The sequence below is a fragment of the Candidatus Hydrogenedens sp. genome (genome assembly GCA_035361075.1).
Classification (GTDB): Bacteria; Hydrogenedentota; Hydrogenedentia; order Hydrogenedentales; family Hydrogenedentaceae; genus Hydrogenedens.
Genome location: DAOSBX010000024.1, coordinates 1 through 17,393, shown reverse-complemented (window position 1 = coordinate 17,393; position 17,393 = coordinate 1). Strand labels below are relative to the sequence as shown.

Sequence of the window (17,393 nt, the reverse complement as noted above, 5' to 3'; positions counted from 1 at the left end):
GGATTATAACAATGTTGAATGGGGATGTTCTTGTTTTAAATCGTTCGTGGATAGCGGTGAATATAACCACCGTTAAGAGGGCTATGGTTTTGCTTTTTCAAGGGCATGCGTGTGTTGTTCACCCAAGAGATTATACCCTTTATGATTTTAATTCGTGGTGTGAACTATCACAGCAAAAGGAAAATTTTCAGAATGGCAAATATATTGTAACCCCTAATGTGAAGATTTTACTGCCTGATGTCATCTTACTTACGGTTTATAATGGCTTTGTACTTCGTGAAGTTCGTCTATGCAGGAAAAATATTTTTGAGCGGGACCGATGTCAATGTCAATATTGTGGAAAGATATTACCGAAGCATGAATTAACTATAGACCACGTTATACCGCGTTCTCGAGGCGGAGAGGATACATGGGAAAATTTAGTACTTGCATGTTTAGCATGTAATCTGAAAAAAGGGAACAAGACTCCAGAAGAGGCTAATATGAATTTGCTCCGTAAGCCTATTTCTCCCCGTTGGCTACCAAAATTGGGGATTCGGGTTCGAAAGGAGCAACTTTCAACTTGGCAAAAATTTGTTGATTTTGCGTATTGGCATACAGAAATTTCCGAGTAGCGTATTACTTAATGGGGTGCTTTTTTTCTGATAAAATCTAAACAATAAACTTTTTATTTGAACTAATGAGTGGAACAATTGTACATGTTGCTGTTTTTTTGCCAATTGAGCATCTCTTAACATATTCGGTTCCAGAACACCTGCTCAAAAAAGCAAAAAGAGGAGTAAGGGTTCTCGTACCTGTGAGGAACTCAATAGAGATGGGAGTGATTTTAAATGTTCAAGAAAGTGATAAAACGGAGAATGGAACATCTATCTCAGAATTAAAGGAAGTCATAGACATTCCCGATACATCACCAATTCTTAACGAAGAAATAATAAAATTGTGTCAATGGATTTCAGAGTACTACATATCACCTCCAGGACAAACATTTCAATTGGCAGTGCCTCATTTCCTTCGTTCCATAGTAAATGCAAAGTATACATTAAATGTTGGAGTTAGCTGTAATTACCTTCCATGCAGTCTTCCTTATGAAATCATCGAAGTATTGAAGCAGCAACCGTTATCCCTTAAAGAAATAAAAAGGAAGATAAAAAATCAACATATAGATGAAGAAATAACTTTACTTCTCAAAGAGAGAATTGTAAAGGTTATTGTTGAAGCCCCAAGAATACAAGAAAAAATCAAAAAAGAATTATGGGTTCAAATAAATAGTGAAAAAGTACTTCCACAAGAGGATATACTTGCATGGCAGAAAAAAGCACCTCTTCAGATTAAAACATACCTGTTTTTACTTCATGAAGGAAAGGAATATCCAGTAGCAGAACTAATAAAAAGATTAGGTATAAAGAAAAGTACTATTACAAGTCTTTACAGAAAAGGATGGGTGAAGTTATGGGAAAGGGAGAGTTATAAATATCCCTCTATGTATCACGTTTCAGATTCTTTTACAGAAATACAAGATATAACGCTGACAGAAGAACAAATATTGGCAGTAGAACAGATTTCAAAGGCAATACAATGCCACCAATTTAATACATATTTGTTGTATGGAATTACTGGTTCTGGGAAGACAGAGGTATATTTACAATGTATTCAAACAGCCATACAATGTGGGTATCAGTCTTTAATGCTTGTTCCAGAGATAGCCTTAACACCACAAACATTGTCAAGGTTATATTCACGATTTAAAGATAAAGTGGCAATATTACATAGTGGTTTAACAGACCGAGAACGATTTGAGGAGTGGCGAAAAATACAGGAAGGACGTGTCGATGTTGTTGTAGGTGTCCGTTCAGCCATTTTTGCACCATTTCAGAAATTGGGACTTATTATCGTTGATGAAGAGCATGAACATACTTATAAACAAGAAGAGACACCGAAATATCATGCCCGTGATGTGGCTGTGATGAGAGCACAAATTAATTCAGCAGTTTGTATTTTAGGTTCTGCAACACCTTCTCTGGAGTCGTATGTACATGCGCTCAATTCAAAATATTGTTTGCTCCGCTTGACAAAACGAGTTGCTTCAGGGTCTTTACCACTTATTCACATTGTTGATTTAAAATCTGAATCGAATAAAACAGTAGGTGAGCCACTTCTTTCTCAGGTATTAAAAGACAAAATACATGAGAGACTTGAACGGGAAGAACAGGTTATTCTGCTTATCAATCGAAGAGGTTTTGCCCCTGTAGTGATGTGTCCTTCCTGTGGTTGGGTGCTTCCGTGTCCGAATTGCCAGACCAGCCTAAACTACCATCGTTATGATGGGTATGTTCATTGCCATTATTGTAATTTCAAAAAACAAAGGCCTGTTCAGTGTGAGGAATGTGGAAGTTCTCCATTAATATTATTGGGTGTTGGAACACAACGGATTGAGGATTTACTAATCCAGAGTTTTCCACAGGCGAGAATAGCAAGAATGGATACCGATATTACAAATTCAAAAATTCGTGGGTATTCAGTCTTAAAAAATTTTGCTGAACATAAGATAGATATTATTATAGGTACCCAGATGATAGCGAAAGGACATGATTACCCAAAAGTAACATTAGTGGGTGTTATGAACGCAGATTTAGGATTAACTTTGCCCAATTTCCGTGCACCTGAGTTCGTTTTTCAGTTATTAATGCAGGTTGCAGGTCGTTCAGGAAGAAGAGAACGTCCAGGGGAGGTAATTATTCAAACCTATATGCCAAATCATTATGTGATGAAGGCAGTTCAAAACCACGATTATGAAATGTTCGTTGATTATGAACTTAGACTCCGTCAAAAGATTGGATATCCACCATATAATAGGATGATCCAATTTGGAGTAGAATCAGAAGATGAAAAAGAAGTTAAAGAGATGGTGTATCTTTTGACGAGATTCATCCGTAATGACATAAACGAAAAAGAGAGAGACTATTTCATATTAGGTCCGGCACCGGGAGTGATTCGAAGAGTGACGGGCAGATACCGATGGCAGTTTGCTCTGTTGGGTAAAGCAACTAAGAAACTAAATAATATTGCAAGAGAGGTTTATGCAAAGTTCCATGAGCAAAAGAGGAGTAGTAAAATTCTTTTGCAAGTTGACGTTGACCCCTATGAAATATATTAAAATACAGTCTTTAATTTTAATCTTAATATTGATAAATATAAAGAAAAGGAGTTGTTAATGGAAATTAAGGTATTTGTTTTTGATTTGGATGGGACTTTGATGGACTCTGAAATAATATGGGTTTATGCAGTTCATGATTACTTGAACGATAAGGGAATCCCTATGAACTATGAGGAGGCAGAACAATTGGTGTATGGGAACTCATGGGAGTATATATATGAAGAGTTAGAAAAAAATTATCCTGTTCTGAAAAATGAAATGCCATATTTTATTGATAATGTTTACCCATATTTTGATAAGTATGCAGAAAGAATGCAATTGGAAATTCCTGGTTCAATCCAACTGCTAAAGAATTTAAGCCAAAACTATACATGTGCTATTGTTTCGGGTTCGTATCGGCGGGATGTAGAAGAAGCAATTCGTAGATTAGATATAAGTGAGTATGTGTCATTATATCTTGGTAAAGAAGATTACTTCCCAGGAAAACCGCATCCCGCAGGATATTTGAAAGCGGTAGAACTTCTGAATGTGAAACCTGATAATTGTGTTGCATTTGAAGACTCTACTGTTGGTGTCACAGCAGCCAAAACTGCAGGAATGTATTGTGTGGCTTTGGCAAGACATGACCGACCTAAACAAGATATTTCTTTAGCAGACCTTATTTTACCAGATTTGAGTCAATTTTCTCTTGAATTGTTAAAACAAACATGTCAGAAAAAATGTTCAGCGATTGAGTAGACTCAGAGCAAACAGAATCAGGTTAATAATAATTGTAAGTAGTAAACTTAAAATAATAGACGTTGCTATTGGAAAATAAAAGTTACCTTTTTCCCATTCTATATTTATATCGCCAGGGAGTTTCCCCAACTTAAATGGCAGAAAACCAGATAACCATATTATCCCACTAATAAATAAAAATATAAGACCGAATATGAAAAAATATTTTGCAAGGCTATTCATTTTAATTCTCCGTTAATATTTGCCTAAACATTTCTTATATGCCTCGATAGTTTTTTGTGCAGTTTTCTCCCATGTAAATTTTTGAGCATGGATAATTCCATTATGACTCATTACCTGCCTTTTTGTATTATCTTCACAGAGATTATAGATTGCTTCAGCAATTTGCTGAATATCGGATGGCTCAACCAATAAAGCCGTATCTTCAAGTATTTCATTAAGGCTTCCACAGTTAGAAGCAATGACAGGTGTCCCGCAACTCATAGCTTCAAGAGGTGGTAGTCCAAAACCTTCGTAAAAACTAAGATAGATAAAGATTTCTGCTCCACTTATAATAACGGGTAAATCAATATCCGAGATATACCCTAATCTGTGAATACGTTCGTTGAATTTTGATTTTTTTATCGCTTCTTCAATAGGGTATGTGTTCCATCCTGTGCGTCCTATAATTACAAGATGATGGGGAATTTTATCTGCGATGTATGACCATGCTTCAATCAGATAAGGAATATTTTTTCTGGGTTCCAAAGTGCCAGCATATAAAACGTATTTGGGGGGGAGTTTGTATTTGTTTCTGATTGTTTCTATCTGTTGTTGGGTGTGGGGCTTAAAAAAATCACTTACCCCAAGGTAGATTACATCAATCTTATCTTTGTCAATGTTGTAATATTTTTGTAGTTCTCTTTTAGAAAAGTAAGAGTCGGTAATGAATCGTTGAGAAAATTTTATTGTTTCTTCAACTCTTCTTTTATAAAACCACCGATAATGAGGTGGAAACCAATTTGGATTATTCAGAAAAGCAAGGTCATGAACAGTCGTAATATGCGGGATATCCCCTAATTTATATCCATAAGTTGCTGGGAAATGAACGATGTCAGGTTGTGATTTTTGAAAGTGCTTTTTTAATAGATGCTTTTGAAGCAATCTTGTAATATACCTATTATTGGGCAAGGGGTTAATGGTTAGTTTTTCAGAAGGTATATTCAGAGGCTTGGGAGACGAGAGAAAAATGTGTACTACATTAGGAATCTGGATAAAGGCTTTTACTAATTCTTCTGTATATCTACCTGTCCCACTTAAATTACCTATCTGAAATCCATTTAATAAAATACGCATTATATTTCATCCAATTTTTTATATACTTCGTAATGTGATTTAGCACTTTTTGACCAACTGAAATTTTTTGCCTGTAAGATGCTGTTTGTTATCATATTATTATATTTATTTTTATCTGATAATAGTGTAGTTATAGCTTCTGCAAAATTATCTATATCTTGAGGATGAATCGTTATTCCTTTATGTCCAACAACTTCAGGCAAAGCCCCTTGGTTGGAAACAATTACAGGACAACCACAAGCCATCGCTTCAAGAGGTGGAATGCCAAAACCTTCGTCGAAGCTCGGATAAATAAACATATCTGCAGAACTATAAAACCATTTTAATTCACTATGGTTATTAATATAATTTAAGTAAATAATTTTATCCGAGCATTTCATTTGTTGCATTTTTGAGAGGATTTCATTTGCATGGAATCCTTTTTTGCCTATTAAAACAAGCCGATGAGGGATGTTATTTTGAACTTTTTCATATATATTTAATAGTCCAGAGACATTTTTTCTTTCTTCAATGGTGCCAACAAATAAGATAAAGGGAGATTTAATCTGATAATGCTTTTCTATATAAAGTTGTGCTTTTTCTTTATCTAATGGATGAAAAATGGTATCGTCATAGCCTGGATATGAAACAGATATTTTTTCTGATGGGATGTTTAATAATGTTTCGATATCCTTTTTACTTTTTTCTGAGCATGTAATAATGTGAGTTGCTCTTTGAGCAGAAGGAAATATAGTTGGTTTAAATAAGTTAATAATTTGAGGACTGACCCATTGTGGACAGGTCAAAAAAGATAAGTCATAAATCGATAAAACCGTTTTATTATGATATATCGGTGGTAAATAATAATTTGTAAAATGTAAGATAGAATTGTTTTTTAAAAGGGTATCTATATTAGGATACCTACAGATATTCCACCAATTGTATAGTATTCTTACAGGAACAGGAATATGTATATGCTTTTCCAATTTATGAACTATTTCATAGGAATCATTTTGGAATTTATGGACGCCAAAAGAGATACCATTGATGATTAAGTCTTTATAATTTAATAGTAAAAATTTTAGTGTATAATGGATATAATTGCCGATACCTGTCTTTTCGCCACGTAACGGGGTAATATCAACGGTTACACAAATGTTTTTCAGATGTGATGTATTGTTCATAAATAGTCGCTTTTGTAATCGATTATATTTTAGCGATAAAATATTATACTGTTGGTCGTTTATGCAATTTAAAATATGATGTTCAAATAAACATTAACTTTAAGAGAAGGAGTATTTCAATGCTCATTGATTTTGGTGGAACGAAAGAAGAAGTTATTACACGTAAAGAATTTCCTATGCAAAAGGCGAGGAAAGTATTAAAAGATGAAGTCATAGCAGTGATTGGTTATGGGGTTCAAGGTCCTGCACAAAGTTTGAACCTTCGTGATAACGGTTTTAATGTAATTATTGGTCAGGACCCAAAATTTAAGTCTGATTGGGACCGTGCAGTAAAAGATGGTTGGAAACCTGGTAAGACATTATTTGATATTGAAGAAGCGTGTGAACGAGGAACAATAATTCAACTATTAGTTTCCGATGCGGCACAAAAGGCAATTTGGCCCAATGTAAAAAAACACTTAAAAGAAGGCGACGCTTTATATTTTTCGCATGGTTTTTCAATTGTATATAAACATTTAACAAAGGTAATTCCCCCTAAATTTGTAGATGTTATAATGGTGGCTCCAAAGGGTTCTGGTACTTCTGTACGTAGAAATTTCCTGAGTGGAGCAGGTATTAATTCCAGTTATGCAGTCGCACAGGACTATACGGGGAGAGCATTAGAACGTTGTCTGGCGATAGGTATAGGTATTGGTTCTGGCTTCCTTTTCCCGACTACATTTGAGAACGAAGTTTATAGTGATTTAACAGGTGAAAGAGGAGTTTTGATGGGAGCCCTTGCAGGTATTATGGAAGCACAATATCAAGTACTTCGCGAAAATGGACATACTCCTAGTGAGGCTTTCAATGAAACAGTAGAAGAGCTTACCCAAAGTTTAATTCGTCTTGTAGATGAAAACGGTATGGACTGGATGTATCAGAATTGTTCTGCTACTGCCCAACGTGGTGCCTTAGATTGGAAGCCTAAGTTTAAGAAAGCAACATTGCCAGTTTTCCGCGAATTATATAAACGAGTCAAAGAAGGTGCAGAAACAAAACGTGTTCTTAAATCATTAGGTAATCCAAATTATAAGGAACAATTACAAAAAGAACTTGCTGAAATGGCAAACAGTGAGATGTGGCTTGCAGGTAAAGCCTGTCGTGCTTTAAGACCTAAAGAACCAGCAAGTAAACAGATTAAATCTAAAGTCGGAACACAGGGAAGAACGAATTATTAGTTTAAGTACAAAATGTCGTAAAAGGTGTCCGGGAAGTGAAACTTCCCGGACTTTTTTGTAATGATTTAAATATGAAGAAATCATTTATTGAAAAATATATTTATAATGAAAAAGGACCATCTTATGTTTTGTTGCCTTTATTAAAAGGTCTGAGTTATTTCCAAAAATGGGGGATGTGGATACGCTCTAAAAGAAGGATGTATACGCCAAATATTTATACAGTGAGCATTGGTGGAATTACAATTGGAGGGGTCGGTAAAACACCCGCAGTAATGGAAAGGGCAGAAAAAGAACTTGTAGTAAATAGAAAAAAAGTATGTGTTATAAGTAGGGGGTATGGTGCCCAGAAATATAAGGGTATTGTTGAGGGTGTTTATTATGAAGGTAAAGTATGTATACGAAGTTATAAATCTGAAAAAAGTTATTCGCCACAAGAAGAGACTTTAATACCATGGAATAAGGTATATAAAGTTTTAGGGGATGAACTGTCATTAATGTTATATCGTTTACACAATATTACTGTAATTAAAGACCCGAACCGAGTGAGGGCGGTAAAATGGGTAGAGCGAAGAGGATTTGATGTTGTCATTCTGGATGATGCTTATCAGTATTTAATGTTAGGACGTAATGAAAATATATTATTAATAAGTGCCCTAAATCCATGGGGGAATGGACTTATTTTCCCTGCTGGTATCTTACGAGAACCTTTGAATGCCATACATAGAGCAACAGAAATATGGATAACCCACTGTGACCAGGTATCCAATGAATTGTTGGAGAAATTAAGAAGCTTTCTAATGAGTACTTATCCTGAGAAGAAAATACGTTGGACATACCATAAACCGTTATATTGGACAAGATTAAATTCTACTATTCGGTACCCCGTGGAGTATTTTAAGGGAAGAGAGGTAGATGCTTTTTGTGCGATAGGGAATCCTAAATCTTTTTTAAATGTGTTGAAACAGCAAGAAATAAATGTGAAAAATACTTATGTATATCGAGACCATACCCCAATCCCAAATAAAATATTAAAGGGGAAAAGGATTATTTTAACTACGGAGAAGAATCTTTTAACTTTGGAAGAAGAGCAGGCAGAGGTGTATGCTCTTTGTATTGGACTTTCCGATTATTTATGGGATTAATTCTAAAACTCTTTACCTGTTCATAAATATTGATTAAATCTCTTATATTAAATTTACCGATGTCCCACTTCATAGCATTCGCAGTACCTAATGCGACACCTAATCTCCCTGTATCTTCTATAGAAAAACCTTTATATAAACCAACTACAAAACCAGCAACAAGAGCATCACCCGACCCTACGGGATTTATTTCTTTTATTTTCGGTGGAATTATGTGAATATATGTGTTATTCCAACAAACAAGTGCTCCTTCTCGTCCCATAGATAATACTACTAAGGTTATTTTATGTTTTTTATGTAGATATTGAACCGCTTCTATTCGCAATTTCATATCTTTTAAGGGTGTATTCAAAAATTTAGATAGTTCCTCTACGTTGGGTTTTACCATGTAGGGATTGCTTTTAATCCCCTCCGAAAATTCAGTTCCATAGGTGTCAAGGATAACTTTAATTCTTCTCTCATTTGCTATTTTAATTAAATCTCGATATAAAAAGGCTACATTAGGGTCGGGAACTGTTCCTGATAAAACAACTATTGGTACTTTATAAGAAGATATGATTTTATTAAATTTTTCGATAAAATGACTATATTCTTGGTTGGATATTAGGGGTCCAGGTTCAAAAAAGGCAGTTTGCCTACCATATTCTTCTTCAAGGATGGTGGTAATTGTTCTTGTAGCCGTTGCTGTCCATACAGGAAAACATCGAACCTTATCATTCTCGCGAAGCATTTTGACTACTTGTTTCCCCGTATAACCACCTACCCATAGTAAAGCACCTGCATTAAAACCAAGTGTTACCAAAACACGTGCGACATTATTCCCTTTTCCGCCTGAGATTTGTGTATACTTGCCCGAGCGAACTCTATCGCCAGGCTTGAATTTAGGAATAAAGATTGTTTTATCAATGCACGGATTTGGTGTGACGGTAAGAAACATAAGCGAAATTATTTGTGTGCTTCATAATACCGTGTTAAGGCACAACCAGCACAGCCAAAAACACCACTATCTTCTCCTAAACCGGCAGGAACAATCTCACATCGTTTAGCAGGTACTTCAAAGGCATTTTTCATAACGGTTTCACGAACAGGGGTAAATAATACATCTCCTGCAGATATCATTCCCCCGCAAAGAATAACCCGTTCAGGATTTAGCATGTTTACAATGCTGGCAATTCCCAAACCAAGCCATACCGCAGTTTCATGAAATACTTCTTTAGCGATAGCATCACCTTTCTCTACTGCCTGAAAAATCATTTTTCCCGTAATATTTTGTATATTATTATTGCACATTTCAGTTAGGATAGTTTTCTCACCTTTTTCAATTTTTTCCTGTGCAGTTCGGACCATCCCTGTTACGGAAGCGTATGCCTCCAAACAACCTTTTGACCCGCAACCACACAATCTACCGTCTCTCTGGACTTTCAAATGCCCTAATTCACCCGCAGTCCCATCAATACCGCGTAACAATTTCTTAAAGACGACAATTCCACCTCCAACACCTGTGCCTAATGTAAGCACCGCAATACAATCACAGCCCTGTCCAGCACCTAACCAGTATTCACCGAAACACGCCGCATTGGCATCATTCTCGATATAACATGGGACATTCAATCGTTTTTGCATTTTATCTGCCAGTGGGACATTATGCCAACCTGGCAAATTAGGAGGGCTATACACGACTCCAGTTTGCCAATTCATAGGTCCTGGTGCACCTATACCGACTGCAAGAATATCTTTTGTAGTAAGACCTTCCTTATTCATGAGGTCATGCACGACATTTGCCATAGCATCCATTATGGCTACAGGTCCTTCCTGTGTAGGGGTAGGAACACTCGTCTTTACTATAATCTTCTTTTCTTCAGAGACGATGGCTGACTTTATGTTTGTGCCACCTAAATCAACACCGACAATATATTTACTCACGGTTTATACCTCCTTTGTTATGTAAATATTCAATGGCTCTGGAAAGTCGTTCCAGTGTTTTTTCTTTTCCTAACAATTCAACAAGTTCAAAGAAGCCAGGTCCTACCGATTTCCCCGTAAGTGCAAGTCTGGCAGGATTTACCAAAGCACCTAATTTAACATTAAGTTCGGTGCATGCCTCTTCAAAAACATGTTTTAATGAATCGTGTTCCCATGTAGATACAGAGAATAATTTGTCACGAATATTCTGAAGATACACAATTACAGTTTCTGGTGTTTTCCATAGTTTTGTTTCTGCCTCTGCTTCATAAGTATCAAAATCTTTGAAAAAGAAATCGGAGAGGAATACAATCCGATTAAGTGTAGGCAATTTTTCCTGACAAATTTGTGCAAGTTTAGTTAGCCATTCTTTGCTTTTCGAAGATGTGTCAAAACCATGTTTCTCGAGAATAGGTATAAGTCGGTCTCGGAGATTTTCAACCGATAAGTTACGGATATGCAACCCATTGAGCCATTCCAATTTTTTACGGTCAAATCGTGCAGCTGATTTGTTAATTCGTTCGATTGAGAAATGTTCAATAAGGTCAGGTAAGGTAAAAAACTCACGATTCTCCTCTTCCGATGTCCATCCCAATAAAGCCACATAATTCACTATTGCTTCAGGGAGATAACCATCCTCACGCCAATCCAAAACATTCGCTCCATGCAGTCTTTTACTGAACTTTCTGCCCTGTTCATCATGTACCAGCGGGTGATGAGCATAATGGGGAATAGGTGCCCCTAAAGCATTAAATAGCATAATATGACGGGGAGTATTTGTTAAATGGTCATCACCACGGATAACATGCGTTATTTTCATGGTAATATCATCTACTACAACTGCAAGATGAAAAACAGGGTCCCCATTAGCACGAAGAATAATGAAATCATCATACTGGCTATTTTTAAATACAACCGTTCCTTGAATAAGGTCATTTACAACCGTTTCCCCTTCAGGCACACGGAAACGAAGCACATAAGAGGCATCCCCTTTTTCACGAATTTGTTCCGGTGTGAGATTTCTGCAGAATCCTGGATAGTAAAGATTCCCCGTATCATCTTTATATGATTCCAGACTTTCCTTTGAACAAAAGCACTTATAAGCCTTACCCTGTTCTAAAAGTTGATATGCCATCCTTTGATAAAGTTCTTTTCGCTGACTTTGACGATATGGACCATAATTCCCTTTTTCAGGAACATCACCAAAGGGAGGTCCCTCATCCCAATCTATCCCTAACCACTTAAACCCCTCACACATCCCGAGAACATACTGTTCATCTGTTCGCTCCGCATCGGTGTCTTCCAATCTTAATATAAATGTTCCCTTATTCTTTCGTGCAAAAAGCCAATTATACAATGCAGTTTTGGCTGTTCCTATATGTAGAAAACCTGAGGGAGAAGGAGCTATTCGTGTTCGAACCATAGAATTCCTTACTACAATTTACAATTATATTTATAGAATAAAGAGATTTTATAATACCATGAACATACTCAATTTTTCACATAACTATACAACATCCCAACAGAAAGTCAATATACTCCCCATCTTCTAAAAGAGTCTCAATCTTTGCTGAATAAATTAATAAACCTTAGTTTTTCTTTATTAAAAAATAATGCAGTTTAAAAAATTAATGCGCCCCACTGGGAGGCGCTTCGCTTAACCTTAACGGCTACACGCACGGAGCATAACTCCTTACTATGTTAAGAGGAGAAATGCTCACTCTGCTATAATCTAATTTAATTATATCAAAAAAAACTTGAAATGTCAAGTAGAATTTAGTACATTATAAGGATTATTGTTGACAATTAATTATTTGTTAACTAAACCCGGAAAATGGAGAAAAATTATGGATACCTCAAACAACTTCAATCCGTATGTATTGGGTCTTGATTTAGGTTCTAATTCTATCGGATGGGCAATGATTAAATTGGATGAGAACGACAATCTATGTGGAATTGAAAAAGTAGGGGTTCGGGTGTTTGAAGCAGGAATGGAAGGGCAATATGAAAGTGGAAAGGAAGAATCACGAAATAAAAAGCGACGTGAAGCCCGTTTAGTTCGACGTCAAATAGAACGACGTTCTCGTAGGTATCGGAAATTAGCAAATTTACTTCAGAAAATAGGATTACTCCCCGATGGGAATATGAATAATAGTTTGGAAAGACAAAATATTCTGGACAATTTAGATAAAGAATTGCGTTCAAAATATATTGATGCTAACCTTCCCGAATCAGAAAAAAATCGTCTAAATCAAATATTTATTTACTACCTTCGTTCTTTAGCAGTAGAACAAGAATTAGAACCGTATGCATTAGGTCGTGTCTTGTATCATTTAGGACAGAGACGTGGCTTTTTAAGTAATCGTCGCGGGCAAAAACAAGATGATGAAGAACGGGGTAAAGTTAAGCAAGGAATCGCTGAAATTCGTCAGGAGATGGAAAAATTAGGAGCAGAAACATTAGGTAGGTACTTTGCCAAAATTGACCCAGTTGAAAAACGAATACGCGGGAGGTGGACTGCTCGCGATATGTATGAACAGGAATTCTATGCTATCTGGGAACACCAATCTAAGTATTATCCCGAAATACTCAACGATACAAATAAAAAACAAGTTTTCCATGTAATATTTTATCAACGACCTTTGAAATCCCAAAAAGAGAAGATTGGCTATTGCCAGTTTGAATGTATTGCTCGTGGTGCTCAACGCAACCGTCGCCGTGCTCCATGGGTAATTCTCAAAGCACAACGCTTCCGCCTCCTGCAAAAACTGAATGATTTGTTAATTATAGAAAATAAATTTACTAAACGAGCATTAACAGAGGATGAGAGAACATTAGTTATAGATTATTTAGAGAAAAATGGAGATGCTACATTTGCTGAATTGAAGAAACTTTTGAAATTGCCCAAAACGATAAAATTCAATCTGGAAGAAGGAGGTGAAAAGAAAATTCCCGGAAATAGGACAGCAGGTGCTATTCGAGCAGTTATAGGTGACCTTTGGGATAATATGTCTGCGGAATCGAAAGATAAACTTGTTGAGGATATATATTCCATTGTTAGTAATAAAGCACTAAAGAAACGATTAATAAATCATTGGAAGTTTACAGAAGAACAAGCAGAAAAATTGTCAGATATGGGTATCGAAGATGGATACTGTAATCTTTCCCGTCAGGCAATTGATAAATTCCTACCAGGATTAGAATCCGGAACACCATATTCCACATTAGTCAAAGAGATTTATGGTATGGATGATATAGATACAACAGTTGAACTGCTACCACCGTTAGAATCCGCACCTATTGGTGAAATTCGGAATCCGACAGTAACCCGAACATTGTCTGAAATGAGAAAAATTGTTAACGAATTGGTAAAACGATACGGAAAACCAAAATATATTCGTATTGAAACAGCCCGAGATTTAAGAAATACAAAGAAAGAACGAGAGAAGATATGGAAAAATAATCGAGAATTAGAAGAGGTTCGTGCAAAAATAAAAAAAGACCTGATAAGCAAGGGCATTTCCAATCCTACAAATGATGATATTGAAAGATATATGTTAGCAGAGGAATGTAATTGGGTTTGTCCTTATACGGGCAGGTCTATCAGTTTCCATGCCTTGTTCGAAGAATCTCAATTCGATATAGAGCATATAATTCCACTTAGTCGTTGTCTCGATAATTCATTCAAAAATAAAACATTATGTTATCACGAAGAAAATCGAAATAGAAAACATAACCGAACCCCTTTTGAGGTCTATGGCACCAATGAAACACAATGGGATGAAATTCTAAGAAGAGTTGAAAAATTCAATTCCAGGTATGTGGCAGAAAAACTACGACGGTTTAAAATGCACGGTGAAGAATTGGATGAATTCATTGATAATTTTTCCAGTTCACAGTTAAATGACACCCGTTATTCTGCAAAAGAAGCAAGGTTATACTGTGCTTTGCTTTATGGGAAAGAATATAGAAAACATGTCTTTACTGTTTCCGGTCCCACAACCGCAATTATCCGTCGCATGTGGGATTTAAATAAAATTTTAGGTAGTCCGGAGAAAAATAGGGAAGACCACCGCCAACATGCCATTGATGCTATTGTTATAGCCCTGACGTCACCCGCTATGATAAAAAGCATTTCTGAGCAAGCAGAAAAAATACCAAAAGACACTCGCAAACATGACCGTTGGTGGAGGTTTATTACTCCCCCCTGGAACACGATTTTTAACGAAGCACATGAGAAAGTTTTAAATATTATTGTCTCACATCGCCCTGAACGAAAGGTGAGCGGACGACTTCATGAAGAAACAAACTACAGCCCACCTAAACCTGGGGATAAAAATGGCGAAACCGTAGTGCATGTGCGAAAAGCATTAGCCTCTATTACCAAAGGCGAAATAGAAGAAATTGTTGACCCCATTGTTCGAGATGTTGTAAAAAAGACGTTAGAGGAGTTAGGAGGAGACCCGAAAAAAGCATTTAATGACCCGGCGAATTATCCTCTAATGCCGAATAAAAAGGGACTGCATATACCTATCCGCCATGTGCGGGTTCGAAAGAAATTGAGTGTATTTCCAGTAGGAAAAAATGAACGGGTTCGCTATGTCGCAACCGATGAAAATCACCATATAGAAATATTCGAAACGAAAGACAAAAAAGGGAGAACCATCTGGGATGCCAATGTAGTTAGCATGTATACCGCTATGCAACGGAAAAGACGCGGAGAGGAAATTATCCAACGAAAACTTATCCGAGACGGAAAAGTCGTTGAAGATGCAAAATTCCTATTTAGCCTCTGCAAAGGGGATATGGTATATATGAAAAACAGTGATGGTGAGTTCGAATACTATACAGTAGTTACAGTTTCTGAATATGCATCTGGTTCAAAGGTTATGTTTTTTATACAACATTTCGTAGCTAAAAGACCTAAGTCTTGGGTTGGATTGACAAGATATCCTACTACACTGCAAATATCAGAAGCAAAGAAATGTTCTATTAATGTATTAGGAGAAGTGCAAATAGCACATGACTGAACATATTATAGACCTGTCCGAAGAAGGTGGACGGTTAAATATTGATTTGGAACGATTAGCAATAACACAGGGGGACAAGGAACTTTATATTCCATTAGCGGAAGTGGCTGTGGTAATTATTTCCCATCCCGCAGTAAGTTTGACACAACCGGTTCTCTCCGGTTTGATGAAACATGGAGCAGTCTTTATCACCTGTGATGAGAAACGAATGCCTATCGGTATGATGTATCCATTAGTGGGACATCATTTACAAATGGAACGATTACAATATCAGATAGAATCTTCCTTACCTGTTCGAAAACGGGCGTGGCAACAAATAATTAAAGTTAAAATTCGAGCACAGGGCAGATTATTACTGGAACTTTACGGGGACGATAGAGGATTAATCCCTCTGGCAGAACGGGTGCAATCCGGTGACCCGGATAATGTAGAAGGGCTGGCAAGCAGGAAATATTGGAATTCTTTATTTCCACCCGAATTTGAATTCCACAGAAATCCAGAAGCAGGAGGAATTAATGCCCTTCTTAATTATGGGTATGCAGTATTGCGAGGGATTACCGCAAGAGCCATCGTTAGTGCAGGATTAAACCCATGTATCGGTATCCATCATCATAACCGATATAACCCATTTTGTCTTGCAGATGATTTAATGGAGCCTTATCGTCCAATTGTGGATTATACAGTGGTAAAGTTTATGAAAGGGAAAGATGCCTTTGTAGAACTGAATAAAGAAGCGAAACAATTCCTGATACAAAATTTGATGAAAAAATATAAAATGGATGATGAAGAACGAAACCTGTTTGATATTACTTTTCGAACTGCGGTATCCCTTGCTCAAATGTTTGAAGGAAAAAGGAAATCACTTATTCTCCCTGAAATTGTATAAATAAATCGTAATAATTCGTGTATCAACCGTGGCACGTAAAAAGACCACAAATTCACGAATAAAAAAAACTATTTAGGATATAGATACAACATGAGCAAGAAAAGAGACATCAAAAAAGAACCAGCAATATCAGGGTATAAAGCTATGTGGATGATTGCTATGTTTGATTTGCCAGTAGAAACATCAGAAGACAGAAAGCATGCATCTCAATTCCGAAATATGCTTTTGCGTGAAGGTTTCTCTATGCTACAATTCTCTGTTTACGGTAGATATTTCCCCAGTGAAGAATCAAGCGAACCCTATAAAAAACGAATCAAACAGGGAATACCTCCAAAAGGAGAGGTCCGTCTACTTTATATTACCGATAAACAATTTGAAAAAATGGAAATCTTTATGTCAAAAAAGAAACGAAAAACAGAAGAACCTACCCCTCAATTGCTCCTTTTTTAATAAAAAAATCCTCCCTTTTTCTTTATGTTTGAGGGATTTATAAATGTTAGATTATAGCAGAGCGAGCACTTCCCTCAAAACATAGCTCCATCTACTCTTGATGCGTTAAAGAGGATATTATAGCAGAGCGAGCACTTCCCTCAAAACATAGCGCACAAGGCACTGCGGATGAGAACGGATTAATTATAGCAGAGCGAGCACTTCCCTCAAAACATAGCTATTGATGTTAACATAAAACAAATTGTTTGATTATAGCAGAGCGAGCACTTCCCTCAAAACATAGCTCATTCAAAGCCCACCTTCATTAACAATGAAT

At 36.5% G+C, this 17,393-nt stretch carries 14 protein-coding genes and 1 CRISPR repeat array; of the genes, 8 read left to right on the top strand and 6 right to left on the bottom strand.

What is annotated here, in order from left to right:
* Window positions 1-11: 11 nt before the first annotated feature.
* The 3 genes from PLJ10_08530 (at window position 12) to PLJ10_08520 (ending at window position 3,892) form a co-directional block, all read left to right on the top strand.
* Window positions 12-614: an HNH endonuclease gene (locus PLJ10_08530; protein ID HOK09690.1), complete on the top strand. Its 603-nt coding sequence runs from the start codon at window positions 12-14 to the stop codon at window positions 612-614.
* Between the two features lie 65 nt (window positions 615-679).
* Window positions 680-3,154 carry a primosomal protein N' gene (gene priA, locus PLJ10_08525; protein ID HOK09689.1) on the top strand — a complete coding sequence of 825 codons (2,475 nt, stop codon included), beginning with the start codon at window positions 680-682 and terminating at the stop codon, window positions 3,152-3,154.
* A 57-nt stretch (window positions 3,155-3,211) separates the two neighbouring features.
* On the top strand, window positions 3,212-3,892 hold the full coding sequence (locus PLJ10_08520) for an HAD family phosphatase (GenBank protein HOK09688.1): 681 nt from the start codon (window positions 3,212-3,214) through the stop codon (window positions 3,890-3,892).
* On the opposite strand, the gene PLJ10_08515 is transcribed toward PLJ10_08520, so the two are convergent.
* From PLJ10_08515 to PLJ10_08505, 3 genes are read right to left on the bottom strand one after another with little or no spacing between them, the layout of a single operon-like run.
* Window positions 3,878-4,114 carry a DUF2905 family protein gene (locus tag PLJ10_08515; protein HOK09687.1) on the bottom strand — a complete coding sequence of 79 codons (237 nt, stop codon included), beginning with the start codon at window positions 4,112-4,114 and terminating at the stop codon, window positions 3,878-3,880. The two genes, PLJ10_08520 and PLJ10_08515, sit on opposite strands and share 15 nt — an antisense overlap.
* A gap of 12 nt (window positions 4,115-4,126) precedes the next feature.
* A complete protein-coding gene (locus PLJ10_08510) occupies window positions 4,127-5,227 on the bottom strand; it encodes a glycosyltransferase family 1 protein (GenBank protein HOK09686.1) in 1,101 nt (366 codons plus the stop codon).
* Window positions 5,227-6,390, bottom strand: a complete 1,164-nt coding sequence (locus PLJ10_08505; protein HOK09685.1) for a glycosyltransferase family 1 protein — start codon at window positions 6,388-6,390, stop codon at window positions 5,227-5,229. The genes PLJ10_08510 and PLJ10_08505 overlap by 1 nt, the downstream gene beginning before the upstream one ends.
* Window positions 6,391-6,509: 119 nt before the next feature.
* On the opposite strand from PLJ10_08505, the gene ilvC reads away from it, so the two are divergent.
* The gene (gene ilvC / locus PLJ10_08500) at window positions 6,510-7,607 is read left to right on the top strand and encodes a ketol-acid reductoisomerase (GenBank protein ID HOK09684.1); all 1,098 of its coding nucleotides are present in this window, start codon (window positions 6,510-6,512) and stop codon (window positions 7,605-7,607) included.
* 71 nt (window positions 7,608-7,678) lie between these two features.
* Window positions 7,679-8,749 carry a tetraacyldisaccharide 4'-kinase gene (gene lpxK, locus PLJ10_08495; protein HOK09683.1) on the top strand — a complete coding sequence of 357 codons (1,071 nt, stop codon included), beginning with the start codon at window positions 7,679-7,681 and terminating at the stop codon, window positions 8,747-8,749.
* On the opposite strand, the gene PLJ10_08490 is transcribed toward lpxK, so the two are convergent.
* Genes PLJ10_08490 through gltX form a run of 3 tightly spaced genes read right to left on the bottom strand, consistent with a single transcriptional unit; the run spans window position 8,661 to window position 12,134 of the window.
* Window positions 8,661-9,686 carry a 1-phosphofructokinase family hexose kinase gene (locus PLJ10_08490; GenBank protein HOK09682.1) on the bottom strand — a complete coding sequence of 342 codons (1,026 nt, stop codon included), beginning with the start codon at window positions 9,684-9,686 and terminating at the stop codon, window positions 8,661-8,663. The genes lpxK and PLJ10_08490 overlap by 89 nt on opposite strands.
* Before the next feature lie 8 nt (window positions 9,687-9,694).
* Window positions 9,695-10,672 (bottom strand): ROK family glucokinase, encoded by a 978-nt coding sequence (locus PLJ10_08485; protein HOK09681.1) that lies wholly within the window; start codon window positions 10,670-10,672, stop codon window positions 9,695-9,697.
* Entirely contained in the window at window positions 10,665-12,134 is a 1,470-nt protein-coding gene (gene gltX, locus PLJ10_08480) for a glutamate--tRNA ligase (GenBank protein HOK09680.1), read from the bottom strand. The genes PLJ10_08485 and gltX overlap by 8 nt, the downstream gene beginning before the upstream one ends.
* A 424-nt stretch (window positions 12,135-12,558) precedes the next feature.
* Here gltX and cas9 point away from each other — a divergent pair, with 424 nt between their 5' ends.
* The 3 genes from cas9 to cas2 all read left to right on the top strand — a co-directional run bounded on the left by cas9 (window position 12,559) and on the right by cas2 (window position 17,077).
* Window positions 12,559-15,741 (top strand): type II CRISPR RNA-guided endonuclease Cas9, encoded by a 3,183-nt coding sequence (gene cas9 / locus PLJ10_08475; GenBank protein ID HOK09679.1) that lies wholly within the window; start codon window positions 12,559-12,561, stop codon window positions 15,739-15,741.
* Window positions 15,734-16,627, top strand: coding sequence for a type II CRISPR-associated endonuclease Cas1 (gene cas1, locus PLJ10_08470; protein ID HOK09678.1), 894 nt, complete (start codon window positions 15,734-15,736; stop codon window positions 16,625-16,627). The genes cas9 and cas1 overlap by 8 nt, the downstream gene beginning before the upstream one ends.
* A gap of 90 nt (window positions 16,628-16,717) precedes the next feature.
* Entirely contained in the window at window positions 16,718-17,077 is a 360-nt protein-coding gene (gene cas2 / locus PLJ10_08465) for a CRISPR-associated endonuclease Cas2 (GenBank protein ID HOK09677.1), read from the top strand.
* A gap of 50 nt (window positions 17,078-17,127) precedes the next feature.
* A CRISPR array of direct repeats spans window positions 17,128-17,363; the repeat unit is 38 nt; unit sequence ATTATAGCAGAGCGAGCACTTCCCTCAAAACATAGCTC.
* Window positions 17,364-17,393: the final 30 nt, after the last annotated feature.